Consider the following 24,775-nt stretch of genomic DNA (forward strand, 5'->3'; position numbering starts at 1 on the left):
CAGTAGGCGTATCGCATGCCTGGTCACCTCCCCAGGTCGACGGGCAGAGTCCGTACGCCGCGCAGGGTGCCGCTGTCCCACATCACCGGCTCGGCGCTCGGCCTGACGGCCGGGTAACCGCGGGCGAGCTCGGTGAACAGCGCCCTGGTCTGCATCGCGGCGATACCGGCTCCCAAACAGGCGTGCAGGCCGCGGCCGAAGCCGAGGTGGGGATTGGGGGAGCGGTCCAGCCGAAGGGTGTCGGGGTCGGGGAAGGCGGCGGGGTCGCGGTTGGCGGCGCCGATGATCAGCGTCACGCCCTCTCCCTTGCGGACCTTCCGGCCGCCGACTTCGGTGTCGGTCAGGCAGCCGCGGGCGAGCACCTGGACCTGGCTGGTATAGCGAATCAACTCTTCAACGGCTAAATCGGGATTTTTGGAGAATTCGCGGAGGCTGTCGGGATTTTCGGTCAGGGCCAGGAGGGAGAGCGTCAGCAATCGGGCCGAGGATTCGAAGCCGGCGTGGAAGGTGGAGCGGAGCGAATTCAGCACCAGTTGGCGGTCGACGCTGGCGCCGGGTAGCTTTTTACTGATATATGCGAACATGCCGTCCGGGTGATGCTCGACCATCCAACGTTCCATTAACGCGTCGAGTTCGGCCCGCGCGGCCAGGCCCGCCGGTATCACCTCGGGGCGCAGACCGCCGTCCATGGTGTCGATGACGGGCGGGGAAACGGAGTTGAGCCAGTCGAGGTCCGGGGGATCCACGCCCAGCACCTCACAGATCGTCTCCACGGTCAGCGGGATGGCCAGCCGGTGGACGAAGTCGAACTCGGTGCCCGCCAGCGCCGCCAGGTGCCGCCGTACCCGCTGCTCGGTGCGTCCGGCCAGCGCCGCGTGGTCCTGGGCCCGGTAGGCGGCGGTGAGCAGCCGCCGTACGGGCGGGTGGTCGGGCGGATCGACGGTCTGCAACATGACCAGCTCGGCGGGCGTCCGCTCGCCGAGCCGCCGCCAGTCGGAGGTGAAACGGTCCAGCCCTTTGAGTACGGCGGCGCAGTCGGCATACCGGGTGAGCACCCAGGTGCCGAGTTCGCCGTACCAGAAGAACGGCTCGGTTTCTCGCCAGGCGGCATAGACGGGTGCTGGATTCCGGAGTATTTCCGGTTTTAGTAGGACACGGAGCGAATGCGGAAAGGGACTTTCCGTCGACACTAAGTCTCCATAAATCGCGAATAATTGCCCCAAACAATTGATTTAGCCGGTGTGACGATAGATGACCAAGATCTGATAGTCAACAGCTCTATAGCCGCGGCGGCGTCTCGCGTGGCGGACGGGGGTCCGTTGACCCACGCGCGCAGACTAGGCTTGTCACGCATGCCAGCCGACCGACGAGAGAGATCATGAAGACCTTCGAAGAGCTGTTCGCCGAGCTGTCAGAGAAGGCACGCACCCGACCCGAGGGTTCGGGCACCGTGGCCGCCCTCGACGCCGGCGTCCATGCCATCGGCAAGAAGGTCGTCGAGGAGGCCGCCGAGAGCTGGATGGCCGCCGAGCACGAGTCGAGTGACCGAGCCGCCGAGGAGATCTCCCAGCTGCTCTACCACGTTCAGGTGCTCATGCTCGCCAAGGGCATCGGGCTGGACGAGGTGTACAAGCATCTCTAGGGCGCCCGCGCCCGTCAGCCCGTACACCTAACAGCCCGCGAGACACCAAGGACACCACGGACATGTTGCGTCTGGCCGTACCCAACAAGGGCGCGCTCAGTGAGGCCGCCCAGACCATGCTCAAGGAGGCCGGTTACCGGTCCCGCAAGGACAGCAAGGAGCTCGTCGTCGTCGACGAGGACAACGGTTGCGAGCTGTTCTTCCTGCGCCCGCGCGACATCGCGGTCTACGTCGGCGAGGGCACGCTCGACGCCGGCATCACCGGCCGGGACATGCGGATCGACTCCGGTGCACCCGTCGAGGAGATCATGCCGCTGGGCTTCGGCGGCTCCACCTTCCGGCTGGCCGCCAGGGCCGGTGCCATGACGTCGGTCAAGGACCTCGACGGCCTGCGCATCGCCACCTCCTACGCCGGGCTGCTCGGCAAATACCTGTCGGAGTCCGGCGTCGACGCCCGCGTCATCAAGCTCGACGGCGCGGTCGAGACCGCCATCAGGCTGGGCGTGGCCGACGCGGTCGCCGACGTCGTGGAGACCGGCACCACGCTGCGCAACGTCGGCCTGGAGGTGTTCGGCGAGCCGATCATGCGCTCCGAGGCCGTGCTGATCAGGCAGCAGGGCAACGGCGCGGACACCGGCATCGAGCAGCTCGTCCGCCGCCTGCAGGGCGTCGTGCACGCCCGCGACTTCGTGATGATGGACTACGACATCCGCGCCGAGCGGATCGAGGAGGCCATCGCGCTCACGCCCGGCATGGAGGGGCCCACGGTCTCGCCGCTGCACCGCGAGGGCTGGGTCGCCGTCCGGGTGATGGTCCGGCGGCGCGGGCACCAGCAGGTGATGGACCAGCTCTGGGAGATCGGGGCAAGGGCCATCCTGGCCACCGACATCTACGCCTGCCGCCTCTGAGATCTGTCCGCTAGGTGATGTCCCGTCCGGGAATCAGCTAGCTGTGGGTGACGAAACGCTTGCTCGTAGTTATGTCCCGTTCTGTGATGCCGCCGCCCTGCAGGCCTGGGCGGCGTTGCAGCGCGGTAACCGGCGCTGGGCGGCGGGCGCGTCCCGCCGCCCTCGCCAGGACCCCGCCCGCAGGAGGCAGGTGGCGGCGGGGCAGTCTCCCTACGCGGTGGTGCTGTCGTGCATCGACTCGCGGGTGCCGCCCGAGGTTGTCTTCGACGCCGGGCTGGGCGATCTGCTCGTCGTCCGTACGGCGGCGCACACCGTCGACCGGCTCGTCACCGCGGCGGTCCAGTACGGCCCGCAGGACTTACGCGCCAGCCTCGTCGTCGTCCTGGGACACCAGCGCTGCGGCGCCGTCACCGCGGCGGCCAGGGCGCTGCGCGAGCGGGAGACGCTGCCCGGGGAACTGCCCAGCATCGTCGCCGCCCTCGAACCGGTTTATGCCTGCTCCAGCGGCGAGGTGGATGACATGGTCCACGCGCACATCGTACGGACGGTGTCGGTGCTGAGAGCCGACGCCCTGTTATCCGGCAAGGCCACCGTGGTCGGCGCCTACTACAGCCTCGACACCGGGCTGGTGCGGCGCGTCGCCTGACAAATGTCACCGTCAACCCCGGAAGTAACGCACTAACCAGGCAAGATCCACCGCCCTAGCGTTGATGCCATGAACGCCATCGTGTTCGACCACGTCAGCAAGGACTACGGGGACGTCCTTGCCGTCGATGATGTGTCCCTGGAGATAGAGCCCGGCAAGACCGTGGCCCTGCTCGGCCCCAACGGCGCGGGCAAGTCGACCTCCATCAACATGCTGCTCGGCCTGCTGCGGCCCTCCAGGGGGACGGTCAGCGTGTACGGCCGCACCCCCCGCCAGGCGGTCGCGGCCGGCCAGATGGGCGCCATGCTGCAGAGCGGCCAGCTCATCCCCGAGCTGACGGTCCAGGAGCTCATCGACCTGGTCCGCAACCTGTACCCTCACCCGCTGGACCTGGCGGAGATCCTCAAGCTGGCCGACCTCACCGATCTGGTGAAGCGGCGCACGAACAAGCTGTCGGGCGGCCAGTCCCAGCGCGTCAGGTTCGCCCTGGCCATCGCGGGCGCGCCCAAGACGCTGCTGCTGGACGAGCCGACCGCGGCCATGGACGTGGAGTCCCGGCTGCGGTTCTGGGAGAGCATGCGCGCGTACGCGGCGGGCGGCCGGACCGTGCTGTTCGCCACGCACTACCTGGAGGAGGCCGACGAGCACTCCGACCGGGTGATCGTCATCGCCAGGGGCAAGGTGGTCGCCGACGGCACCGCCGCGCAGATCAAGGCGGGCGTCGGCGGGCAGGTCATCCGCTTCACCCTCGGCGAGCAGCCCGCGGCCGGGCTCGACCTGCTGCCCGGAGTGACGGCGGTCGAGATCGCCGCGGGCACGGCCACGCTGCGCACCTCCGACGCCGACGCGACCCTCGCCGGCCTCTACCGGGGCACCACGCTCGACGTGCGCGGCCTCCACCTCGCCGGCGCCGACCTAGAGGACGCCTTCCTCGCCCTCACCAGGGAGTCCTGATGCTCTACTACGCCAAGACCGAGGCGCTGCGGATGCTGCGCAACCGCCGGTACATCATCTTCGTGGTGCTGTTCCCCGTCGTGTTCTACCTGATCAACGCCAACATCTACGGCACCCAGACAGACGCGGCCGGCGTGCGGATGAGCACCTACCTGCTGGTGTCGATGGCCTCCTACGGCGCGCTCGCCTCGTCCATGATGAGCTCGGCCGTGCCCTGGGCGCAGGAGCGGCAGTCCGGCTGGCTGCGTCAGCTGCAGATCACCCCGCTGCCGAGCTGGGCGATCATCGCCACCAAGCTCGGCGCCGCGATGGTCCTCGTGCTGCCGTCCCTGCTGCTGGTCAGCGTGGCGGCCGTGCTGCAGCAGGGCGTGTCGATGCCCGCCGGCCAGTGGGTGGCGCTGCTGCTGTCGCTGTGGGTAGGGGCGATCCCGTTCATCGCGCTCGGGTTGTTCATCGGCTCCCTGCTGAGCGCCGACGCCGCCCAGCCCGCCGCGATGATCTGTATGTTCGCCCTGTCGCTGCTCGGCGGCCTCTGGTTTCCCATCGACGCCATCGGCGGCACGATACGGACCATCGCCGGCTTCATGCCGTCCTACCACTACGCCAGCCTCGGCTGGAACGTGATCGCCGGCCACGGCGTGCCCATGTCCGACGCGCTGATCGTGGTGGCGTGGGGGATCGTGCTCGGCGGCGCGGCCGCCTACGCCTACCGGCGGGCTACTGTTCGGGCATGAGCTGGACCGACAGGTTTACCTTCGGCGGGACGGGCGAGACCTCGTCCCGCTACCGGCGGCTGTTCGGGATCTGCTTCGGCATGGTCTACCTGTTCTTCCCGGTGGCGGAGATCCTGAGCGGGGAGTTCACCGGGGCCAAGGCCGTCTGGGCGTGGGTGTCGCTGATCGCGTTCGTGATCTCGTACCTGGCGACCGTCGCGAGCCCGCGCAGCATGAAGGAGTGGTCGCGGTCGACGTACCCGCTGCTCGCCTTCACCACGGCGCAGGTGGTGGTCGGCGCGTTCGTCTTCGGCGGCGGCTGGTTGGCCCTGCCCATCTACTCCACGGTGATCTACGCCATGATCCTGCCGGCCCGGCGGGCGGTCTTCGGCATCGCCGGAATGCTGGCCGTCGTCATCGGCGGTGGGCTGCTGCACCATTCCGACAGCGAGACCCTCCTCATCCTGGGACTGGAGGTGGTCACGCTGGGCGCGCTGTTCATCGGCGTACGCAACACCCGGCTGCTGGCCGTGCGGCTGCGTGAAGCGCAGGGCGAGGTGGCCCGGCTCGCCGCGGCGGACGAGCGGCTGCGCATCGCCCGCGACCTGCACGACCTGCTCGGCCACAGCCTGTCGCTGATCGTGCTCAAGAGCGAGCTGGCCGGGCGGCTGGCCGAGGACTCCCCGAAGGTGCTCCAGGAGATCCAGGACATCGAGACCGTCGCCAGGAAGGCACTGACGGAGGTACGCGAGGCCGTCACCGGTTACCGGCAGCGCAGCCTGCCGGAAGAGCTCGACAACGCCAGGGCCGTGCTGCGGGCGGCGGGCGTGGAGCCGCTGGTGCGGGTCTCGGGCACGCCGCTGCCCGGCCTGCTCGACGGCCTGTTCGGCTGGGCGGTACGCGAGGGCACCACCAATGTCGTACGGCACGCGCGGGCCAGTAACTGCCGGATCGAGGTGACGTACGACGGCGAACACGCCATCCTGGAGATCATGGACGACGGGCGGGGCGAGCAGCCGTTCCGGCTCGGCAGTGGTTTGGAAGGGCTGACCGAGCGGGTGCGCGAAGCGGGCGGGAACGTCGAGGCAGGGCCGGGGGCCAAGGCGGGCTTCCGGCTGCGGGTGCTGGTCCCCGTGGGAGCGGCGGCGTGATCCGCGTGATCCTGGCCGAGGACCAGGCCATGGTGCGCGGCGCCCTGGCCTCGCTGCTCGGCCTGGAGCCCGACATCGAGGTCGTCGGCGAGGCGGCCGACGGCGAGGCGGCCGTGGCCGTCGCGGTCCAGCAACTGCCTGACATCGCGCTGCTCGACATCGAGATGCCCGTCATGGACGGCCTCAGCGCTAGTGCCAAGATCACCTCGCAGGTGCCCGGCTGCCGGGTGATGATCCTGACCACGTTCGGCCGTCCCGGTTACCTGCGGACCGCCATGGAAGCGGGAGCGGTGGCCTTCCTGGTCAAGGACAGCCCGGCCCGGGAGCTGGCGGCGGCGATCAGGCGCGTACACGCGGGGGAGCGCGTCATCGACCCGGGCCTGGCGGCGGCGGCGCTCAGCGCGGGGCCCAATCCGCTGTCGGCGCGCGAGCGGGACGTGCTGGCCGCGGCGGTCGACGGCTCGACCATCGGCGACATAGCCCGGCACCTGCACCTGTCGGAAGGCACGGTACGCAACTACCTGTCGTCGGCCATCCAGAAGACGCATGCCCGCAACCGCATCGAGGCGGTCCAGCGCGCCAAGTCACAAGGGTGGCTCTGAGGTTCTGGTAACGCGGCGCCAGGAAAGCGGCGCTAGTAGCGCAGCTCGGCCAGGACCGCGTAGTGGTCGGAGGCGGGCTCGGGCTCGTCGCCCACCACCTCGCAGCGCACCGGATGGCCCGCCCCGCCCGCGCGCGGCCAGGCGCTCAGCACGTAGTCGATGCGGCGAGGCGGGTACAGGCCCGGCCGGGCCCACGGGTTGGCGTTGCTCCAGGTATGCCCGTGACCACCGGGACCGGCCACCTCCCAGGCGTCGTAGAACACCACGCCGGGCGTGCCGGGCGCGCTCTTGCCGGTCAGCATCCTCATCTCGTCGCTGTCCGGCGGCGCGTTGAAGTCGCCGCACACCAGTGCCGGATGCCGCCGGGAAGCGGTCGCGGCCACGTACGCCGTCAACTCGCGTACCTGCGCCTGGCGTACCTCCGACTCGTCGAGCCGGACGGAGCCGATGATCACGCTGAAGACCTGGAGTGGCCCGCGCGGGCCCGCCAGCTCGCAGAACAGCACGTTGCCCGCCATCGCTTCAGCCGGCTTCCCCGTGCTCGCCGTCGCGCCGCCCGGAAGAGTGTGCTCCTCCCGGCGGATGATCGGCCAGCGCGACAGCACCGCGCAGGGCAGCGGGCCCGAGGAGTGCGCCTCGTGGTAGCCGAGGCCCGTCGCCTGGCCCGCCCACTCCTGCAGGGTGATCACGTCGGGGTCGAGCTCGCCGACGAGCTTGCCGATTCCCGCGGACCGTTCGGCGTGCGGGCCGTACTCTCCCCAGACGTTCCAGGTCAGTACGCGCATGGTGGTCTCGATCAGCGGTCCGTACGGCTGGGTCCAGTCCATGTCACCACTTTTATCCTGTATTGATCATCCTGCCCAGGCCACGTGCCGGATGAGGTCCGACACCCGCACGATGCCCAGGCAGCGGTTCAGCTCGTCGGTCACCACCAGGTCGTCGTAGACGCGGCCGGAGTCCTGGCCCGCCGCCCGCATGGCCGCCACGGCGGGGGTGGTCTTCGGCACCGTGCGCGGCGGGTCGGCCAGGCGCTGGGCGGGCTTCGCGCCGTGCAGCGCGTGCCCGTAACGGGCCGCGAACGACAGCAGGAACCGGCTGCGGTCCAGACTCCCTTTGGGCCGCTGGTACTCGTCCACCAGGATCACACTGGTGATCGACGGCTCCTGCCCGAACGCCGCCACCACCTCCTCCGCCTTGGCCCCGGCCGGCAGCGTCACGGCGGGCAGCAGGAACTCCTGCACGCGCGGCCCGAGCTGTACCGTGGCCGACGGCTCCTCAGTGGGCGGGAGCGGCACCCGTACCTTCCCATCGGGTCCAGGGCTCAGCAGCGGCCCGCAGGCCAGCCGCACCTCCCAGCCGCGCACCGCGGTCAGCTGCGTCTCGCGCTCGACCCCCGAGACCAGCGCGTGCGCGCCGAGGCCGCGGGCCAGCGCCACGACCGCCCGCGCCACCGCCGCCGGCCGGTGGTCGCCGGGCAGCCCTCCAATGGGCTCCGGGGCCAGGGCCAGCAGGTACGGGGAGGCGTCGGCGATGACGTCGAGGGGCACGCTCTCCGCGCCCACGTCGGCGAAGCCCAGCAGGTAGCCGAGGTTGCGCAGCCCGTTGAGCGTCACGTTCAGCACCGGGCGGTCGGCGGGCCCGCACGGGCCGGTGAGCAGCACGATGGCCTCGCGCGGGTGCCTGCCCGACCGTCGCAGCGCCTCGTGCAGGGGAGCCAGCGCCCCCGCGCCTCCCAGGACGATCCGCATGGGCAACTCCAGTACGACCGGTAGCGGGTCGGGGCGGAGGTAGCCCGCCGCGTCTATGACCGCCGGGCGCGCGATGACGGCTCCCGTGTCGAGGTCCACCACGGGGCTGGTGAGCAGGGAAGACACGTAGCGATGATGGGCTTGTGTCAGGTTCGGCAGAAGTGACTCGAAACGAAATTCACCGATATTTCGTTCAGAGTTCCCGGCCCTCGGGGAGGGGCAGGCGCGGACCCTGGCCGGCTGGCTTTTCGGGCACGCGGGCGGCCCTATTTTCGGCGCGCGGTCTGGTTGGCCGCTCTTCCGGTCACGCGGGCTCCGGTTGGCCGGCCTCTTGGCGCGCGGGCTCCGGTCCACGGTCGGCTAACCTTCCCCCCATGAGCGCGCGACCGGCCAAGGGCGGGGGACGGTGGGTGTCCGTCGTGCCCGAGCGCGTGCACCCGTGGATCGATGGCTTCGCCGACCGGCACGGTCCGTTCGAGGCCACCGGCGACGAGCTGGTCGTGCGCCTGGTGGCCGCCGACGGGGCGCTGGCGGAGCTGCACGTGCCCTTCCCGCCCCTGCCGCTCGGGCCACCGTACGTGACCAGGCTCGTCACCCACGCGCGGGCCGAGCGGCGCGTGGGGGTGATCCTGGTACGGATGGGCGGTTACGCGACCGGCGTGTTCCACGGGTCGCGGCTGGTAGTGTCCAAGGTCGGGTCCCGTCTGGTCCAGGGGCGTACCGCGGCGGGCGGGTGGTCGCAGCAGCGCTTCGCCAGACGGCGCCGGAACCAGGCGGACCAGGCATTCGAGGCGGCGGCCGAGACCGTGGCGCGCGTCCTGTCGCCGTGCCTGGGCGAGCTGGACGCGGTCGTGCTCGGCGGCGATCGACGGGCCGTTGACGCGCTGCGCGCCGACCGGCGCCTGGCCGGCCTGCTGGCGCTGGAGACGGAGCCGTTCCTCGTCGTCCCCGACCCGAGGCTGGCCGTACTCATGGACACGCCCGCGCTGTTCCGCGCGGTACGCATCCGCGTGGTGGACCCACCCGCTACGGGCGGAAGCAATAAGACCTGAGGGCACGCCCGTCGGGGGAGCACTAATCATGAGTGTATGCTCGCCGGAAGATCGGTGTCTTGAGTCGATTCAAAAAGATCATGAGTAAGGCTATGATAAGCCGCGTTCAACAATGGAGCGGCCTCGTGAGGATCAATGTCGACCACGAACATCAAGGAGGTCGCGCAGCGGGCACGCGTCTCCGTGGGCACGGTGAGCAACGTGCTCAACCGCCCCGAGATCGTCTCCCCCGCCACGCGTAAGCGCGTCTTCGACGCGATCCGCGAGCTGGGTTTCGTCCGCAACGAGGTGGCCCGCCACCTGCGGGTCGGCCGCAGCCGCACGGTCGGCCTGATCGTGCTCGACGTGGCCAACCCGTTCTTCGCCGACGTCGCACAGGGCGCCGACGCCCTGGCGGACGAGCACGACACCATGGTGGTGCTGTGCAACAGCGCCGCCGACCCGGCCCGCGAGCTGCGCCATCTCGACCAGCTCGAACAGCAGCGGGTGATGGGCATACTGATCACGCCGGTCGACGCGAGCAGTCCGAGGCTGGCCGAGCTCGCTGCCAGGGGCACGCCCGTGGTGCTCGTCGACAGCGCGGCCACCGGGCTCCAGTGCTCGGTGGCGGTCGACGATCGGCTCGGCGGCCACATCGCCGGCGTACACCTGATCGAGCGGGGCCATCGCAAGATCCTGTTCGTCGGCGGGCCGAAGTCGATCAAGCAGGTGGGAGACCGGCATTTAGGGATCACCAGCGCCGTCTCCGAGGCACGAGATACCGAGCCGGGCGGGGGAGTCGAGCCCGGCGGCGGGCCGGGTGGCGGGGTCGAGCTGGTCGCCTGGTTCATGCCCGCGCTGAGCGTGGCCCACGGGCGGATCGCGGGCGAGCGCGTGGCGGCGCTGCCCGCCGAGGAGCGGCCGACGGCCGCCTTCTGCGCCAACGACCTGCTCGCCCTGGGGTTCCTGCAGGCCATGGCCGCGCACGGGCTGCGGGTGCCGCATGACATGGCGATCGTCGGCTACGACGACATCGACTTCGCCGCGGCGGCGACCGTGCCCCTGTCGTCGGTCGGCCAGCCGCGCGAGCTGCTCGGGCGTACGGCCATAGACCTGCTGCTGGAGGAGGTGGCGGAGCCCGAGCTGCACCGGCACCGGCAGGTCATCTTCCAGCCGGACCTGGTGGTGCGGCAGTCCAGCGACCTGCACAGGAGCCCACCGTGACGGACACCGCGACCTGCACAGGAGCCCACCGTGACGGACACCGCGACCTGCACAGGAGCCCACCGTGACGGACACCGCGACCTGCACAGGAGCCCACCTTGACGGAGATCTACCGCAACCCGCTCGCCGGCCCCGACGACCTGGCGGGATTCCGGCTGGAAGGAGACGGGGCGACGACGTTCCCGATGGGGCGGATGCGGCTGGAGAGCCTCAGACCGCCCGCTGACGGGCAGGCGGCCAACGTGGTGCTGTGGTGCCCCGAGGACCTGCCCGCCGACGTACGGATCGAATGGGACTTCTGGCCGGTCAGGGAGCCGGGGCTGTGCATCATGTTCTTCCATGCCCGCGGCCGGGGTGGTGAGGATCTGTTCGATCCGGGCCTCGCGCCGCGTAACGGGCCGTACGAGCAGTATCACCACGGCGACATCGATGCCTACCACGTGTCCTATTTCCGACGGATGTGGGCTTCGGAGCGCGCTCTGCACACCTGCAATCTGCGCAAGAGCCACGGGTTTCACCTGGTCGCACAGGGTGCCGACCCGCTGCCCGCGGCGCTGGACGCCGACGGGCCGTACGCCGTGCGCCTGGATGTCCTGGCCGGCGAGATCACCTTCTCGATCAACGATGTGGTCTCGTTCCGCTGGACGGACGACGGGAGCACTGGTGGTCCCGCGCTGCGTGGCGGCAAGATCGGATTCCGGCAGATGGCCCCGATGATCGGGGAGTATGCGAATCTGCGGGTTTCACGTCATTGACATTGAGTCGATTCAACACTAATTTCGCACCAACCGCCGTTCACCCGTACGAAACGGACTAGGAACGGCGGCGCAACACTCCACCCCCGTGTCCGCGCACACGCCACGAGAAGGTGGTGCCGGATGAACCATCCCGCCACGTCGATCAGAATTCAAGCTGCCTGCTCAGAGCTCATCTGGGCGGCCCGGCTGAACCTCCTCTGGATCGTGTTCACCCTCCTGGGTGGCGTGATCCTCGGGCTCGGGCCCGCCACCGTCGCCGCCTACACGCTGGCCCGGCGGCACAGCCAGGGTGAATCGTTTCAGGCCTGGCCGGAATTCTGGACCGTCTACCGGCGGGAGTTCGTCCGCGCCTCGCTGCTGATCCTGCCGGTGGCGGTGCTCGGCACCATCCTCGTGGGCAACTACCTGTACTTCTCCGCTCTCGGGCCCGGCTCGGCAGCGTTGCGGATCGCGACCTTGGTGGCGATGGTGGCGCTGGCCGGGGTGGGGACCTATCTCGGGCCGCTCTACGCGCACTATGAGCTACCGCTGTGGGCCTACCTGCCCAAAGCGTCGCTGTTAGCGCTCACTCGGCCGGCCTCGTCAGTGGTGCTGCTGTTCGCGCTCGCAACCATCGTCTTCGTGACCTCGGCGGCGCCCGTTCTCACCGCGGTGATCAGCATCGGTGCGTGGATCTATCTCAACACGTGGCTCTGCCTGCGTTTCTTCGAGGAGAACGAGGCGCGCCTGCATTCGAAAGGGAACTCATGAGCGCATCTCGTCGCCGGCTGATCGCCGGTGCACTAACGCTGACGGCGGCGCTACTCGCGTCCGCGTGCTCCAGCGGCGGTGGGGGCAGTGAGGCCGACAGCGGCACGGTGACCATGATGGTCCCGCTGTTCGGCACGGCCCCCGACCCCAAGGGCGAGATGCAGCAGGCGGTCGAAAAGCTCGTCGGCAAGAAGCTCCAGATCACCTGGGTGCCCAACGCCGACTACAACGACAAGACCAACGTCACGCTGGCCTCGGACAAGATGCCGCAGATCATGGTCATCCAGGGCGACAAGACCTCGTCGTTCGTCCGCGCCGCCCAGGCTGGGGCGTTCTGGGACCTGACCGACAAGCTGGACAAGTACCCGAACCTGAAGAACCGGGACGCGCAGACGGTCCGGAACTCCTCCACCAACGGCAAGATCTACGGCATCTACCGGATCCGCCCCCTGCTCCGCTCGGCCGTCGTGATCAACAAGCAGTGGATGGAGAAGCTCGGGCTGAAGACGCCTGAGACCGTCGACGACCTCTACGACATCGCCAAGGCGTTCACGGAGAAGGACCCCGACGGCAACGGCAAGAAGGACACCTACGGTCTGATCATCCCGAAGTGGCCGTCCCCGCAGTACGCCAGCTCCAGCCCCTATGACGTGATCGAGACCTGGTTCGGCGCCCCGAACGGCTGGGGTGAGCGCGGCGGCAAGCTCGTCCCCGGCTTCGACACCCCCGAGTTCATCGAGGCGAACAAGTTCGTCAAGAAGATGGTCGACGAGGGCCTGGTCAACCCCGACTACGCCACCCTCGACTCGGCCAAGTGGAACGACCCGTTCATCCAGGGCAAGGGCGGCATCATCATCGATGTCAACGTCCGCGGCACCAACCTGCTCGACCTGTTCAAGGAGCAGGACCCCAAGGACTTCGACAAGGTCGTCACGGTCGGCAACCTCAAGCGCTCGGACGGCAAGAAGTTCTCCTCCCCGTTCACCGGCTACAACGGCGTCATCGCCATTCCGCGGCAGAGCGTGCAGACCGAGCAGCAGCTCGACGAGGTGCTGACGGTCCTGAACAAGATGGCCTCCAAGGAGGGCGGGATCCTGCTGAGCAACGGGCTCGAGGGCCGCAACTTCAAGGTCCAGGACGGTAGCGCCGCCCGCATCAACCAGGACGACCCCAAGATCAAGCAGATCCAGCAGGACGTGGACAAGGCGTTCATCCAGCTCGGCACCACCGCCAGCGTCGGCCTCGGCGCCTACCCGGACCTCTACCCGGACAAGCCGCACCAGGACCAGGTCACGCTGCGCACCAAGCTGGCCGAGGAGGACCTGAAGACCGCCGTGCACAACCCGGCGCTCCCGGTCATGGCGCCCACCACCATCGCCAAGGGCCAGACCCTCGACCCGATCATCACCGACGCCCGGATCAAGTTCATCTCCGGCGCGATCGACGAGGCGGGGCTGAAGGCGGAGATCAAGCGCTGGTACGACAACGGCGGCACGCAGATCGCCGCGGAGACCAACGACCTGGTCTCCAAGCTCGGCAACTGATCTCGCCCAAGGGGCCCGGGACACTCCCGGGCCCCTTCTGTGAAAGGAGGTGGCTGTGGCCACCGACCTGGCGCCGCCTCCCGTGAAGGCGGCCACCAAGCCCGGGCGTCCCCGCGAGAGGCTGACCTTCCGGACCGCCATGCTGCGTTACCGCTGGCTGTACCTGATGCTGCTGCCCGGTCTCGCGTACTTCGTCGTCTTCAAGTACCTGCCGATGTACGGCGTGACCATCGCCTTCCAGGACTTCCTGCCGTTCCTCGGCTACTCCGGCAGCCCGTGGGTCGGCTTCAAGCACTTCGAGGAGCTGTTCAACGGGCCGGACTTCGGCCGCCTGATGTTCAACACGCTCATCCTGGCGCTGCTGACGGCGGTCTTCGTCTTCCCGGCGCCGATCATCGTCGCGCTCATGCTGAACGAGCTGCGGCACAGCGTGCTCAAGCGGTCGATCCAGTCGCTGGTCTACATTCCGCACTTCCTGTCCTGGACGATCGTCGCCTCACTGACGTACCTGCTGTTCTCCGTGGACTTCGGGGTGATCGCCACCTTCTTCCACGAGCTGCTCGGCGGCAAGAAGGTCGACTATGTGGCCCAGCCCGACTGGTTCCGGCCGATCATCGTCTTCCAGCTGCTGTGGAAGCAGACCGGCTGGGGCACGATCATCTACCTGGCCGCGCTGGCGGGCGTGAACACCGACCTGTACGAGGCGGCCCGCATGGACGGCGCCGGGCGCTTCCGGCAGTTCTGGCACATCACGCTGCCCGCGATCCGGCCCACGATCGTGGTGATGGCCGTCCTGACCTCGGGTCACCTGCTCGACACCGGTTTCGAGCAGATCTGGCTGATGACCGGCGCGCTGAACCGCTCGTCGGCGGACGTGTTCGACACCTTCGTCTACTACATGGGCATCACCCAGGGCGCCTTCAGCTACTCCACGGCCGTCGGCCTGTTCAAGGGACTGGTGGGCGTCCTCCTGATCTTCGGCTCCAACTGGCTGGCCAAGCGCCTCGGCCAGCGTGGCCTGTTCTAAGGAGCGCTTGAATGCCCAACCAGTCGCCCACACACCAGCACACGCTCAGCAGCCGCGTGTTCGATGTGCTCAACATCGCCGTGCTGCTGTTCCTGGCGCTGATCACGATCCTGCCGCTGCTGTACGTGCTGGCCGGATCGTTCGCCTCGGAGGCGGAGATCGCCTCGCGGCCGTTCTTCCTGTGGCCGGAGAAGTTCGTCACCACCACCTACGAGTACATCTTCGACTCGGGCACGTTCGTCCGGGCGCTGCTCACCACGATCTGCGTGACGGCGGTGGGCACGGTGGTGCAGGTGCTGCTGACGTTCACGATGGCCTACCCGCTGGCCAAGCGGTACCTGCCGGGACGGACACTGGTCCTGAACCTGGTCATCTTCACGCTGGTCTTCACCGGCGGCATGATCCCCACCTACCTGGTGGTGCGGGACCTGGGGCTGCTCGACAGCTACTGGGCGCTGATCCTGCCGCTGGCGATCAACCCGTTCTATCTGATCATCGTGAAGAGCTTCTTCCAGGAGCTGCCGCAGGCGCTGGAAGAGGCGGCGCGCATCGACGGCTGCAACGAGATGGGCGTCTTCTTCAAGATCGTGCTGCCCCTGTCGAAGCCGATCATCGCGACGTTCTCGCTGTTCTACGCGGTGGGCATCTGGAACGACTACATGTCGCCGCTGCTGTACATCGACGACTCCAAGAAGTGGACGCTGCAGGTGCTCGTCAGGCAGCTGACCAGCCCTGACGCCCAGAACGCGATGGCCATGCTGGAGTCCGTGTTCTTCCCCACCCAGGGACTGAAGTTCGCGGTGGTCGTCATCGCGACGCTGCCGATCCTGTTCTTCTACCCGTTCCTGCAGAAGCACTTCAGCAAGGGCGTGCTGCTCGGGTCGGTCAAGGAGTGACCCGAGCCGTGCTGCTGGCCGGTGACTCGACGGTCGCCTCCTGCCCGGCGTTCGAGGCGCCGATGTCGGGCTGGGGGGCGCAACTCGGCGCCCATGTCGGCGGCCCGGTGCGCAACTTCGCCAAGGGTGGCGCCACCACGGCCAGCCATCGGGCGGAGGGGTTGTGGGCGGCGCTCCTGCGGGAGGCCGCCCACGGCGACGTCGTGGTGCTCCAGTTCGGGCACAACGATCAGAAGGAACCCGACCTGCCGTACCGCGACAACCTGCGCGTCTTCGCCGAGGAGGCGCGCGGGGTTGGCACGCTGCCGGTGCTGTGCACGCCGGTGCAGCGGCGCAGGTTCGACGGCGATCGGCTGGTGCCGACGCACGGCGACTATCCCGGCCAGGTACGTGAGCTGGCGGCGGCCGAGGGTCTGCCGCTGATCGACCTGACCGCCGCGACCACTGAGCTGTACGAACGGCTCGGCCCCGAGGGCTCCAAGGCCCTGTTCACCCATTTCGCGCCCGGCGAGCACCCGCTCTATCCCGACGGGGTCGCCGACGACACCCACTTCTGCTTTCGCGGCGCCGACGAGGTGGCGGCGATCGTCGCCGGGCGACTCAAGGAGATCTGTTGACCACGCTGAACTGGCTCGACCGGCCCAAGGAACAGGGCGTGACCTGGGGGGTCCCGTGGGCGCGCGGCACGGTGGAGCGCGACTCCCCGTTCGCGCTCACCGATCCCGAGGGCCGCGCGGTGCCGGTGCAGAGCTGGGTGACCGCCACCTGGCCGGACGGGTCGGTCAAGTGGTCGGCACACGCGATCGGGCCACAGGCCCAGCCCGCCGCGTCGTACGAACTCGCGGCGGGACAGCCGAGCGCCGATCAGGACGATGCGGCGGGACAGCCGAGCGCCGACCAGGACGATGCGGCGGATCAACCGGGCACTGTGCCGGAGCAGCCCGTCACCGTCGTCCGTGCGGGCGGCGTGCTGCGGGTCGGCACCGGCCCCGTCACCTGGACGATCGAGGAGGCGGGCGGCACGCTGGCCCGCTCCGTCTCCCACGGCTCCCGCGAGATCGCCAGGGACATCCGCCTGGTCAGCCTCCACCAGGACGGCCCCACCCCGGACGAGGGCGGCACCGTCACCCGCGAGCAGGCCACGGGCATCGTCCGTGAGGTCACCGTCGAGCAGGACGGACCCGTCCGGGCCGTCATCCGCCTGACGGGCGACCACGGCGGCCGGCTGCCGTTCACCGTCCGCCTGTACTTCTACGCGGGCGCCGAGGACGTGCGCGTCATGCACACCTTCGTCTGGGACGGCGACCCGGAACGCGACTTCCTGGCCGGGCTCGGCCTGCGCGCCGACGTGGTCATGCGCGACGAGCTCCACGACCGCCACGTACGGCTGGCCGGGCAGGACGGCTTCCTCACCGAGGCGGTACGCGGCCTGACCGGGCTGCGCCGCGACCCCGGCGAAGCCGTACGGCGGGCCCAGGTCGAGGGCAGGCCGTGCGGTCCGATCGGCAACCCCGAGGTGGCCGATCGCCTGCGCCTCATCCCCGCGTGGAACGACTACACCCTCGACCAGAGCTCGGCCGACGGCTTCACCCTGCGCAAACGCACCGCCGACGGCCACGCCTGGGTGACCGTTCCGTCGGGCACCCGCTCGGCCGGGTACGGCTACGTCGGCGGCGTGAGCGGCGGCCTCGGCTTCGGGCTGCGCGACTTCTGGCGGCTGCACCCGGCCCGGCTCGACGTCAGAGGCGCCGCCACGGACCTGGCCACCGCGACCGTCTGGCTCTGGTCGCCCTCCGCGCCCGCCATGGACCTGCGCTTCTACCACGACGGCATGGGCCAGGACACCTTCGCCGAGCAGCTGGAGGGCCTGGAGATCACCTACGAGGACTACGAGCCGGGCTTCGGCCACGCCCAGGGCATCGCGCGTACCCACGAGCTCACGCTGCGCGTCCACGACGCCACGCCGTCGTCGCAGGCCCTGGCCGGGCACGCGGACGCGATGAACGAGCCCGCGCTGCTGGCCGCCGCCCCGGAACGCGTCCGCGAGGCGGGGGTGTTCGGCGACTGGGCGCTGCCCGACCGCGCCACGCCCGCCCACGCCGCGATCGAGGACCGGCTGGACCTGCTGTTCGACTTCTATCGGCGCGAGCGGGAGCAGCGCAGGTGGTACGGCTTCTGGGACTACGGCGACGTCATGCACACCTATGACGCCGACCGGCACACCTGGCGCTACGACGTCGGCGGCTACGCCTGGGACAACTCCGAGCTGTCGCCCGACCTGTGGCTCTGGTACCAGTATCTGCGTACGGGACGGGCCGACGTCTTCCGCTTCGCCGAGGCCATGACCCGCCACACCGGCGAGGTCGACGTCTATCACCTCGGCCGCTGGAAGGGCCTGGGCACCAGGCACAACGTGCAGCACTGGGGATGCAGCGCCAAGCAGCTGCGCATCTCCAACGCCGCCTACCGGCGCTTCTTCTACTACCTGACCGCCGACGAGCGCACCGGCGACCTGCTCGACGAGCTGGCCAGGCCCGAGGAGACGTTCCTCGTGATCGACCCCACGCGCAAGGTGCGCGAGGACGTCTACACCCCCGATCCGTCCGCCCTGGCGGTCGGGCTCGGCACCGACTGGGGCGCGCTCGCGGCGGCCTGGCTCACCCGGTGGGAGCGGTACGGCGACGAGCACGCCAAGGACAGGCTGCTGGGCACGATGGCCGGCATCGGGGCGCTGCCGCGCGGGTTCCTGACCGGCGAGGCCCGCCTCGACCTGGCCACGGGCCGCTTCGACACCTCGCGGGACCAGATCTCCGTCTCCCACCTGTCGTCGGTGTTCGGGCTGCCCGAGATGTGCTCCGAGCTCATCGCGCTCGATCTGGACGTCCCCGGGTTCGAGCGGGCGTGGCTGGACTACTGCCGGCTCTACCTGGCCTCCGCCGAGCGGCAGGCCGCCGAGGTGGGCCGGCCGCTGAGCGGCATCTCGCTGGTGCAGGCGCACAGCCGCCTGGCCGCGTACGGCGCGGCCCGCTCGGGCGACGCCGACCTGGCGGACCTGGCCTGGCGCAAGTTCTTCCTCGACGAGGGCGACCAGCTCAACCGCAACCCCCTGCAGCGCGAGCCGGACTGGCGCCTGACCCGGGTCGAGGGGCCGCACGTCCTGGCGTACGTGCTGGAGGCGCCGTTCGTCTCCACCAACGACGCCGCCCAGTACGGCCTGGCCGCGATCCAGAACCTCGCGCTGATCGGAGACCACTTGCCGGCCGATTGAGCACGATTAAGCAGAGGTGGGGCTCCCGGCGAGGGCCCTACACTGATCTGTATGCACACTCCCGATTGACCGGCGTCCCCCCACGCCCACCTCTTCTTACCCCTAGCTCGGGAGTGTTCCGTCAATCATGATCATCGCCAGTGACATCGAGCTGCGCGCGGGCGCGCGGCTACTCATAGAGAACGCCTCGTTCCGGGTCAATCCCGGCGACAAGATCGGGCTCGTCGGCCGCAACGGCGCGGGCAAGACCACGCTGACCAAGGTGCTGGCCGGCGAGGGCATGCCCGCCGCCGGCAGCGTCACCACCAGCGGCGCCGTCGGCTACCTGCCGCAGGACCCGCGCACCGGTGACCTGCAGGTGCTCGCCCGCGACCGCATCCTGTCGGCCAGAGGGCTCGACGAGGTGCTGCGCAAGCTGCGCGAGGCCGAGCTCGGCATGTCCTCCGCCGACGTGCGCACCCGCGACAAGGCCGTCAAGCAGTACGGCCGGCTCGAGGACCAGATGCACGTGCTCGGCGGCTACGCGGCCGAGTCCGAGGCCGCCTCCATCGCCTCCAGTCTGGGCCTGCCCGACCGGGTCCTCGGGCAGCCACTGGAAACGCTTTCCGGCGGCCAGCGAAGGCGCGTGGAATTGGCACGCATTCTTTTCAGCGGAGCGGAAACTCTCCTTCTCGACGAGCCGACAAACCACCTAGATGCGGACTCAATCGGGTGGCTTCGTGATTTTTTGCGATCGCATCAGGGCGGCTTGGTGATCATCAGTCACGACGTGGGCCTTCTTGAAGCGACGGTCAACAAGGTGCTGCACCTCGACGCCAACCGCAGTGTGATCGACCACTACAACGTCGGCTGGAAGGCCTATCTGGCGCAGCGCGAGACCGACGAGAAGCGCAGGAAGCGCGAGCGGGCCAACGCCGAGAAGCAGGCGGGCGCGCTGCTGTCGCAGGCCGACAAGATGCGGGCCAAGGCCACCAAGGCCAAGGCCGCTCAGGACATGATGCGCCGCGCGCACCGGCTGCTGGCCGGCACGGAGGAGGAGCGCCAGAGCGACAAGGTCGCCAAGCTGCGCTTTCCCGAGCCCCTGCCCTGCGGGCGCACCCCGCTCACGGGCGAGGGCCTGTCCAAGTCTTACGGCTCGCTGGAGGTCTTCACCGACGTCGACGTGGCCATCGACCGAGGTCATCGGGTCGTGATCCTCGGCCTCAACGGCGCGGGCAAGACCACCCTGCTGAGGCTGCTGGGCGGGGTCGAAAAGCCCGACAGCGGCGAGATCAGGCCCGGCCATGGCCTCAAGATCGGCTATTACGCCCAGGAGCACGAGACCCTCGACGCCGAGCGCACCCTGCTGGAGAACATGCGCTCGGCCGGCGACAAGTTCACCGACACCGAGTTGCGCAAGGTGCTCGGCTCCTTCCTGTTCTCCGGCGACGACTCCGACAAGCCGGCGGGCGTGCTGTCCGGCGGCGAGAAGACCCGGCTGGCGCTGGCCATGCTGGTGCTGTCTAGTGCGAACGTACTTCTGCTCGATGAGCCCACGAACAACCTAGATCCGGTCAGCCGCGAGCAAGTTCTGAACGCTCTGAGGTCATATTCAGGAGCGATCGTGCTCGTTACCCATGACGAGGGTGCCGTTGACGCCTTGTCACCGGATAGGGTGATCTTGCTACCAGACGGAACTGAAGACGCGTGGAGCGAGGAATTTTCCGATCTTGTGGCACTTGCCTGATCTTAATTTGGGTGGGTAGGGATCTTTTCCCCTGGAGTAGGTAGCCGATCCCGCTGAAATGACTGATCATGGCGGAGTAACGCTGCGGAAGTCCGGCACTACAGGAGGTACTCGTGGCCGAGACACTGAAGAAGGGCACCCGGGTAACCGGGGCCGATCGTGAAAAACTGGCCGGCGATCTCAAGAAGCGCTACGCCGCGGGCGAGAGCATCCGCGCCCTGGCCGCTTCGACCGGTCGGTCTTACGGGTTCATCCACCGCATCCTGAGCGAGTCCGGTGTGACTCTGCGCGGGCGCGGCGGGGCGACCCGAGGCAAGTCCAAGCGCTGACGGCCGCCTCGGAACGTGCGACCGCAGCCGCTCGTCCCAAGTCAGCCGCCGTCGCGCCCGAGTCCCAGAATGACATTCTGTAGGCTCGGGCGCGACGGCTAAGGCAATGAGGGAGCGGGCGATGGCGGAAGCGCAGGCGCCACAGCGTGGGGGGTACACGGAGGAAGTCTCTGCCGAAAGGCTGGCGGAGATCGGACTTCGCTTCGAGGTGGACGGTGAGATCGCGACGATCGCGCTGGACCGGCCCAGTAAGCGAAACGCACAGACGTTCGCGACCTGGGCGGCACTGGCTGACATCGGGGGCAACCTGCCTGAGCAGGTGCGCATCGTCGTCGTGAAAGGCGAGGGACCGTCCTTCTCAGCAGGCATCGACCTGCGAATGTTCACGCCTGAGGGAGTGCCCGGACAGGGCTCGTTCAGCTCGGCGGCACAACTCGACACTACAGCGTTCGAGCAGCAGATCAGGAAGGCCCAACAAGGGTTCCTGTGGTTCCGCCGACCGGAGATCGTCTCCATAGCGGCCGTGCAGGGGCACGCGATCGGCGCGGGGTTCCAGCTCGCGCTCGCCTGTGACCTGCGCATCGTGGCCGACGACGTCAAATTCTGCATGAAGGAGCCCGCACTGGGGCTGGTGCCCGATCTGACCGGCACCAAGCCACTGGTCGAGCTGGTGGGGCTGGCCAAGGCGATCGACATCTGCCTGACCGCGAGGACGATCGGGGCGGAGGAGGCCATGAGGATCGGCCTCGCCGAACGCGTGGTCGCGGCGGATGACCTGGCGCGAGCCGTACAAGACAAGATCGCGGAGCTGCTGTCGACCAACCGGGACGCGGCGGCGGCGACCAAGCGACTCCTCCAGGGGGCGCGGGCGCGCACCCTGGAGGAGCAGAGCGTGGCGGAAGGTGTCGAGCAGGCACGCCGCCTCAAGGCGCTCTTCGGCGGAGCCTGAGCGGCGCGCTGACTCGGGAGCCGCCGGAGTGCCGCGTCGGGCCGGCCCGGCGGCGCCCGCGTTTCGCGCTGAGCTGACCCGGGAATCCCACGGGGCTCCCGGGTGCTGAGCCGGGGGAGGAGGACCCCCGAATGGCGATGATGGGAGGGGGCTTCGGCCCCCAGGTATGGGCGTCCCTGCGGCGCGACGGCTCCGTGACCAAGCAGCGGCTCACCCCGGGCACGGTCCGGCGCATCGCGCGCTACGCCAAGCCCTATACCGGGCAGATAACCGCGTTCCTGCTGCTGGTGATGGCGGGCGCGGTGATCGTGATCGCCAACCCGCTGCTGATGAAGGCGATCATCGACGACGGCATCCTGCCCAGGCGAAGCGGCGTCGTGGTCGGCCTGGCCCTGGCCATCGCCGCGCTCGCGCTGGTCGACGCGGCTCTCACGCTCGTGCAGCGCTGGTTCTCCGCGCGCATCGGCGAAGGACTGATCTACGACCTGCGCACCGAGGTGTTCGACCACGTGCAGCGCATGCCGGTGGCGTTCTTCATGCGCGCGCAGACCGGCGCGCTGGTCAGCCGGCTCAACAGCGACGTGATCGGCGCCCAGCGCGCCGTGACCAGCACGTTGTCCTCGGTCGTCAGCAACGTGATCAGCCTGGTCCTGGTGCTGGGTGCGATGCTGGCGTTGTCGTGGCAGGTGACGGCCGTCGCGCTGGTGCTGCTGCCGATCTTCATCGTGCCCGCCAAGTGGGTCGGGCGGCGCATGTCCGCCCTGACCCGCGAGCAGATGCAGCTCGACGCCGAGATGAGCTCGGTCACGACCGAGCGGTTCAACGTGGCGGGCGCGATGGTGGCCAAGCTCTACGGCCGCCCCGAGGACGACACCGCCGTCTACAGCGCCCGCGCCGCCAGGGTGCGCGACGTGGGCGTGACGGTCGGCATGTACGGCACCGTGTTCCGGGTCGCGCTCGGCCTGGTCGCGGCGCTGGCCACCGCGCTGGTGTACGGCATCGGCGGCGTGCTGGCCGTCGGCGGCGCCTTCGAGCTGGGCACCCTGGTGGCCCTGGCCGCCCTGCTGATGCGGCTGTACGGGCCGCTCACCTCGCTGTCGAACGTGCAGGTGGACGTGATGACCGCGCTCGTCAGCTTCGACCGGGTCTTCGAGATCCTCGACCTCAAGCCCATGGTGTCGGAGCAGCCCGGCGCGCGGCCGCTGCCGGACGGGCCGGTGACGATCGAGTTCGACGACGTCGAGTTCCGCTACCCGGCGGCCGAGGAGGTGTCGCTGGCCTCCCTGGAGTCGGTGGCCAGGCAGGACACGGGCCCGTCCCAGCAGGTGCTGCGCGGCGTGTCGTTCACGGCCGGGCCCGGCCGGCTCATCGCCCTGGTCGGTCCGTCGGGGGCGGGCAAGACCACGATCACCTCGCTGGTCTCGCGGCTCTACGACGTCAACGAGGGCGCGGTGCGGATCAACGGGCTCGACGTACGCGAGGCCACGCTCGCCTCGCTGCGCGACACCGTGGGCGTGGTCATGCAGGACGCTCATCTCTTCCATGACACGATCGGGGCCAACCTCCGTTACGCCAGGCCAGGGGCGAGCGATGAGGAGATCTGGGAGGCTCTCAGGGCCGCGCAGATAGGTGACCTCATCGAGGCGCTCCCCGACGGGCTGGACACGGTCGTGGGCGACCGCGGCTACCGGCTGTCCGGCGGCGAGAAGCAGCGGCTGGCGCTGGCCAGGCTGCTGCTGAAGGCGCCGCGCGTGGTGGTGCTCGACGAGGCCACCGCGCACCTCGACTCGGAGTCGGAGGCGGCCGTGCAGCAGGCGCTGAAGACCGCGCTGGCCGGTCGCACCTCGCTGGTGATCGCGCACCGGCTCTCGACGATCAGGGAGGCCGACGAGATCCTCGTCGTGCAGGACGGCCGCATCGCCGAGCGGGGCCGCCACGAGGAGTTGCTGGCGCGCGGCGGGCTCTACGCCGAGCTCTACCGCACCCAGTTCAGCGCTTCAGATAGCCCAGTCGCGTGAGCTCCTGCCTGGCGACCTTCTCCACCAGGGTGAGGTCGCCGGGCCGCAGGCGGGTGCGCCAGGAGCCGACCTCGGAGACCCGCGGGGCGTACAAGCCGATCTTGGAGACGCGCGTCTCCAGGAACTCGGTGAGCGCCGCCACCGGCTCCGCGGGCCGCTGCACGAGATCCTCGTAGCGCAGCGTGAGGAGCTGGTCAGGCGGCAGCTCCTTGCGCAGCGTGGCGCTGAGCCGTACGGCGCTGCGCCAGCGCAGGGCGCTCTTGCCCGCGGCGGGCATGCCCTTCCAGCGGTCGCGGTGCTCATCGCGGTTGACGCCGAGGAACGGATTGGGGAACTCGGTCTCCTCCGACAGCATCACCGGCTTGAACCAGGCCAGGCAGTCCGGGTCGCCGAGCATGTCGGCGACCACGTCGCGGCCGTCGCGGATGAGCTGCACGAACCGGGCGTCGGGGAAGGCCCGCAGCAGCACGGGCGCGCTGTAGAGCAGGTCGGGACTGCCGTCGCCGAACCTGGTCACCTCGCTCGTGGCCACGCACGGGCCCATGCTCATCACGCCGCCCGCCTCCCTGCACGCCTCGGCGCACTGGCCGCACGAGCGGGGCAGCACCTGCCACGACTCGGCCAGCGCGTCGCGCAGCACGCGCACGGCACCTGACGTCTGGCCGATCGACGGCTTGCGGGCGAAGGCGTACACCACATGGGCGACGGACGTGCGGCCGATCGTGACGTGGAAGCCAGGAGACCGTTTCAGGGCGCGGGCGAGCAGGTCCGCGCCGGAGTGCGGAGCACCGAGCAGGAAGACCGGCCTGCGGACCTTGATGCCGTTGACCACGAGGATGTGGGGCGGAAGTCGCATACGAGAGGTAAGTGTGACACCGTTTGGCGAGTGAA

24 protein-coding genes are annotated in these 24,775 nt (G+C 69.3%); 20 read left to right on the plus strand and 4 right to left on the minus strand.

Annotated features, from left to right (window positions below; all coding sequences use genetic code 11):
- Window positions 1-23 precede the first annotated feature (23 nt).
- On the minus strand, window positions 24-1,190 hold the full coding sequence (locus tag ACQP2T_RS24670; RefSeq protein WP_433518414.1) for a cytochrome P450: 1,167 nt from the start codon (window positions 1,188-1,190) through the stop codon (window positions 24-26).
- Between the two features lie 188 nt (window positions 1,191-1,378).
- Between ACQP2T_RS24670 and ACQP2T_RS24675 the strand changes: the two genes are divergently transcribed.
- From ACQP2T_RS24675 to ACQP2T_RS24705, 7 genes are all read left to right on the plus strand, one after another.
- Complete coding sequence (locus ACQP2T_RS24675; RefSeq protein ID WP_357958461.1) at window positions 1,379-1,642, plus strand: phosphoribosyl-ATP diphosphatase; 264 nt, start codon at window positions 1,379-1,381, stop codon at window positions 1,640-1,642.
- Between the two features lie 62 nt (window positions 1,643-1,704).
- On the plus strand, window positions 1,705-2,550 hold the full coding sequence (hisG, locus tag ACQP2T_RS24680) for an ATP phosphoribosyltransferase (protein WP_433518415.1): 846 nt from the start codon (window positions 1,705-1,707) through the stop codon (window positions 2,548-2,550).
- A 43-nt stretch (window positions 2,551-2,593) separates the two neighbouring features.
- Window positions 2,594-3,196 (plus strand): carbonic anhydrase, encoded by a 603-nt coding sequence (locus ACQP2T_RS24685; RefSeq protein ID WP_433518416.1) that lies wholly within the window; start codon window positions 2,594-2,596, stop codon window positions 3,194-3,196.
- A 69-nt stretch (window positions 3,197-3,265) separates the two neighbouring features.
- Entirely contained in the window at window positions 3,266-4,150 is an 885-nt protein-coding gene (locus tag ACQP2T_RS24690; RefSeq protein ID WP_433518417.1) for an ABC transporter ATP-binding protein, read from the plus strand.
- Complete coding sequence (locus ACQP2T_RS24695) at window positions 4,150-4,884, plus strand: ABC transporter permease (protein ID WP_433518418.1); 735 nt, start codon at window positions 4,150-4,152, stop codon at window positions 4,882-4,884. The genes ACQP2T_RS24690 and ACQP2T_RS24695 overlap by 1 nt, the downstream gene beginning before the upstream one ends.
- Window positions 4,881-6,014, plus strand: a complete 1,134-nt coding sequence (locus ACQP2T_RS24700; protein ID WP_433518419.1) for a sensor histidine kinase — start codon at window positions 4,881-4,883, stop codon at window positions 6,012-6,014. The genes ACQP2T_RS24695 and ACQP2T_RS24700 overlap by 4 nt, the downstream gene beginning before the upstream one ends.
- Window positions 6,011-6,616, plus strand: a complete 606-nt coding sequence (locus ACQP2T_RS24705) for a response regulator transcription factor (RefSeq protein ID WP_433518420.1) — start codon at window positions 6,011-6,013, stop codon at window positions 6,614-6,616. The genes ACQP2T_RS24700 and ACQP2T_RS24705 overlap by 4 nt, the downstream gene beginning before the upstream one ends.
- A 32-nt stretch (window positions 6,617-6,648) precedes the next feature.
- Here the strand turns inward: ACQP2T_RS24705 and ACQP2T_RS24710 are convergent, their stop codons facing one another.
- Window positions 6,649-7,443, minus strand: coding sequence for an endonuclease/exonuclease/phosphatase family protein (locus ACQP2T_RS24710; RefSeq protein WP_433518421.1), 795 nt, complete (start codon window positions 7,441-7,443; stop codon window positions 6,649-6,651).
- A 24-nt stretch (window positions 7,444-7,467) separates the two neighbouring features.
- Window positions 7,468-8,490, minus strand: a complete 1,023-nt coding sequence (locus tag ACQP2T_RS24715) for an EAL domain-containing protein (protein ID WP_433518422.1) — start codon at window positions 8,488-8,490, stop codon at window positions 7,468-7,470.
- Between the two features lie 248 nt (window positions 8,491-8,738).
- On the opposite strand from ACQP2T_RS24715, the gene ACQP2T_RS24720 reads away from it, so the two are divergent.
- The 13 genes from ACQP2T_RS24720 (at window position 8,739) to ACQP2T_RS24780 (ending at window position 23,884) form a co-directional block, all read left to right on the plus strand.
- Window positions 8,739-9,416 (plus strand): acVLRF1 family peptidyl-tRNA hydrolase, encoded by a 678-nt coding sequence (locus ACQP2T_RS24720; protein ID WP_433518423.1) that lies wholly within the window; start codon window positions 8,739-8,741, stop codon window positions 9,414-9,416.
- Window positions 9,417-9,551: 135 nt separating this feature from the next.
- Window positions 9,552-10,619, plus strand: a complete 1,068-nt coding sequence (locus ACQP2T_RS24725) for a LacI family DNA-binding transcriptional regulator (protein WP_433518424.1) — start codon at window positions 9,552-9,554, stop codon at window positions 10,617-10,619.
- A gap of 98 nt (window positions 10,620-10,717) precedes the next feature.
- A complete protein-coding gene (locus ACQP2T_RS24730) occupies window positions 10,718-11,374 on the plus strand; it encodes a DUF1961 family protein (RefSeq protein WP_433518425.1) in 657 nt (218 codons plus the stop codon).
- A gap of 123 nt (window positions 11,375-11,497) precedes the next feature.
- Window positions 11,498-12,127: a YesL family protein gene (locus ACQP2T_RS24735; RefSeq protein WP_433518426.1), complete on the plus strand. Its 630-nt coding sequence runs from the start codon at window positions 11,498-11,500 to the stop codon at window positions 12,125-12,127.
- On the plus strand, window positions 12,124-13,671 hold the full coding sequence (locus tag ACQP2T_RS24740; RefSeq protein ID WP_433518427.1) for an extracellular solute-binding protein: 1,548 nt from the start codon (window positions 12,124-12,126) through the stop codon (window positions 13,669-13,671). The genes ACQP2T_RS24735 and ACQP2T_RS24740 overlap by 4 nt, the downstream gene beginning before the upstream one ends.
- A gap of 55 nt (window positions 13,672-13,726) precedes the next feature.
- Window positions 13,727-14,698 carry an ABC transporter permease gene (locus tag ACQP2T_RS24745; protein ID WP_225291348.1) on the plus strand — a complete coding sequence of 324 codons (972 nt, stop codon included), beginning with the start codon at window positions 13,727-13,729 and terminating at the stop codon, window positions 14,696-14,698.
- A gap of 11 nt (window positions 14,699-14,709) precedes the next feature.
- Window positions 14,710-15,594 (plus strand): carbohydrate ABC transporter permease, encoded by an 885-nt coding sequence (locus ACQP2T_RS24750; RefSeq protein WP_225291347.1) that lies wholly within the window; start codon window positions 14,710-14,712, stop codon window positions 15,592-15,594.
- Between the two features lie 8 nt (window positions 15,595-15,602).
- A complete protein-coding gene (locus ACQP2T_RS24755) occupies window positions 15,603-16,211 on the plus strand; it encodes a rhamnogalacturonan acetylesterase (protein ID WP_433518428.1) in 609 nt (202 codons plus the stop codon).
- The gene (locus ACQP2T_RS24760) at window positions 16,208-18,862 is read left to right on the plus strand and encodes a Tat pathway signal sequence domain protein (protein ID WP_433518429.1); all 2,655 of its coding nucleotides are present in this window, start codon (window positions 16,208-16,210) and stop codon (window positions 18,860-18,862) included. Before ACQP2T_RS24755 ends, ACQP2T_RS24760 begins: the two co-directional genes overlap by 4 nt.
- A gap of 127 nt (window positions 18,863-18,989) precedes the next feature.
- Window positions 18,990-20,588, plus strand: coding sequence for an ABC-F family ATP-binding cassette domain-containing protein (locus ACQP2T_RS24765; RefSeq protein WP_433518430.1), 1,599 nt, complete (start codon window positions 18,990-18,992; stop codon window positions 20,586-20,588).
- A gap of 113 nt (window positions 20,589-20,701) precedes the next feature.
- Window positions 20,702-20,917: a helix-turn-helix domain-containing protein gene (locus ACQP2T_RS24770; protein WP_020547488.1), complete on the plus strand. Its 216-nt coding sequence runs from the start codon at window positions 20,702-20,704 to the stop codon at window positions 20,915-20,917.
- 121 nt (window positions 20,918-21,038) lie between these two features.
- Window positions 21,039-21,866: an enoyl-CoA hydratase/isomerase family protein gene (locus ACQP2T_RS24775; protein WP_433518431.1), complete on the plus strand. Its 828-nt coding sequence runs from the start codon at window positions 21,039-21,041 to the stop codon at window positions 21,864-21,866.
- A 131-nt stretch (window positions 21,867-21,997) separates the two neighbouring features.
- Window positions 21,998-23,884 carry an ABC transporter ATP-binding protein gene (locus ACQP2T_RS24780; protein ID WP_433518432.1) on the plus strand — a complete coding sequence of 629 codons (1,887 nt, stop codon included), beginning with the start codon at window positions 21,998-22,000 and terminating at the stop codon, window positions 23,882-23,884.
- Here the strand turns inward: ACQP2T_RS24780 and ACQP2T_RS24785 are convergent.
- Window positions 23,856-24,740, minus strand: a complete 885-nt coding sequence (locus ACQP2T_RS24785) for a sulfotransferase family protein (RefSeq protein ID WP_433518433.1) — start codon at window positions 24,738-24,740, stop codon at window positions 23,856-23,858. The two genes, ACQP2T_RS24780 and ACQP2T_RS24785, sit on opposite strands and share 29 nt — an antisense overlap.
- Between the last annotated feature and the right edge of the window lie 35 nt (window positions 24,741-24,775).

Source organism: Nonomuraea sp. CA-143628 (assembly GCF_050942315.1).
Classification (GTDB): Bacteria; Actinomycetota; Actinomycetes; order Streptosporangiales; family Streptosporangiaceae; genus Nonomuraea.

Excerpts from the sequence above, each read along its gene's own strand:
- ACQP2T_RS24675 (WP_357958461.1), top strand. The coding sequence starts at position 1,379 with ATGAAGACCTTCGAAGAGCTGTTCGCCGAGCTGTCAGAGAAGGCACGC.
- hisG (WP_433518415.1), top strand. The coding sequence starts at position 1,705 with ATGTTGCGTCTGGCCGTACCCAACAAGGGCGCGCTCAGTGAGGCCGCC.
- ACQP2T_RS24690 (WP_433518417.1), top strand. The coding sequence starts at position 3,266 with ATGAACGCCATCGTGTTCGACCACGTCAGCAAGGACTACGGGGACGTC.
- ACQP2T_RS24695 (WP_433518418.1), top strand. The coding sequence starts at position 4,150 with ATGCTCTACTACGCCAAGACCGAGGCGCTGCGGATGCTGCGCAACCGC.
- ACQP2T_RS24700 (WP_433518419.1), top strand. The coding sequence starts at position 4,881 with ATGAGCTGGACCGACAGGTTTACCTTCGGCGGGACGGGCGAGACCTCG.
- ACQP2T_RS24710 (WP_433518421.1), bottom strand. The coding sequence starts at position 7,443 with ATGGACTGGACCCAGCCGTACGGACCGCTGATCGAGACCACCATGCGC.
- ACQP2T_RS24720 (WP_433518423.1), top strand. The coding sequence starts at position 8,739 with ATGAGCGCGCGACCGGCCAAGGGCGGGGGACGGTGGGTGTCCGTCGTG.
- ACQP2T_RS24725 (WP_433518424.1), top strand. The coding sequence starts at position 9,552 with ATGTCGACCACGAACATCAAGGAGGTCGCGCAGCGGGCACGCGTCTCC.
- ACQP2T_RS24735 (WP_433518426.1), top strand. The coding sequence starts at position 11,498 with ATGAACCATCCCGCCACGTCGATCAGAATTCAAGCTGCCTGCTCAGAG.
- ACQP2T_RS24740 (WP_433518427.1), top strand. The coding sequence starts at position 12,124 with ATGAGCGCATCTCGTCGCCGGCTGATCGCCGGTGCACTAACGCTGACG.
- ACQP2T_RS24750 (WP_225291347.1), top strand. The coding sequence starts at position 14,710 with ATGCCCAACCAGTCGCCCACACACCAGCACACGCTCAGCAGCCGCGTG.
- ACQP2T_RS24765 (WP_433518430.1), top strand. The coding sequence starts at position 18,990 with ATGATCATCGCCAGTGACATCGAGCTGCGCGCGGGCGCGCGGCTACTC.
- ACQP2T_RS24775 (WP_433518431.1), top strand. The coding sequence starts at position 21,039 with ATGGCGGAAGCGCAGGCGCCACAGCGTGGGGGGTACACGGAGGAAGTC.
- ACQP2T_RS24780 (WP_433518432.1), top strand. The coding sequence starts at position 21,998 with ATGGCGATGATGGGAGGGGGCTTCGGCCCCCAGGTATGGGCGTCCCTG.
- ACQP2T_RS24785 (WP_433518433.1), bottom strand. The coding sequence starts at position 24,740 with ATGCGACTTCCGCCCCACATCCTCGTGGTCAACGGCATCAAGGTCCGC.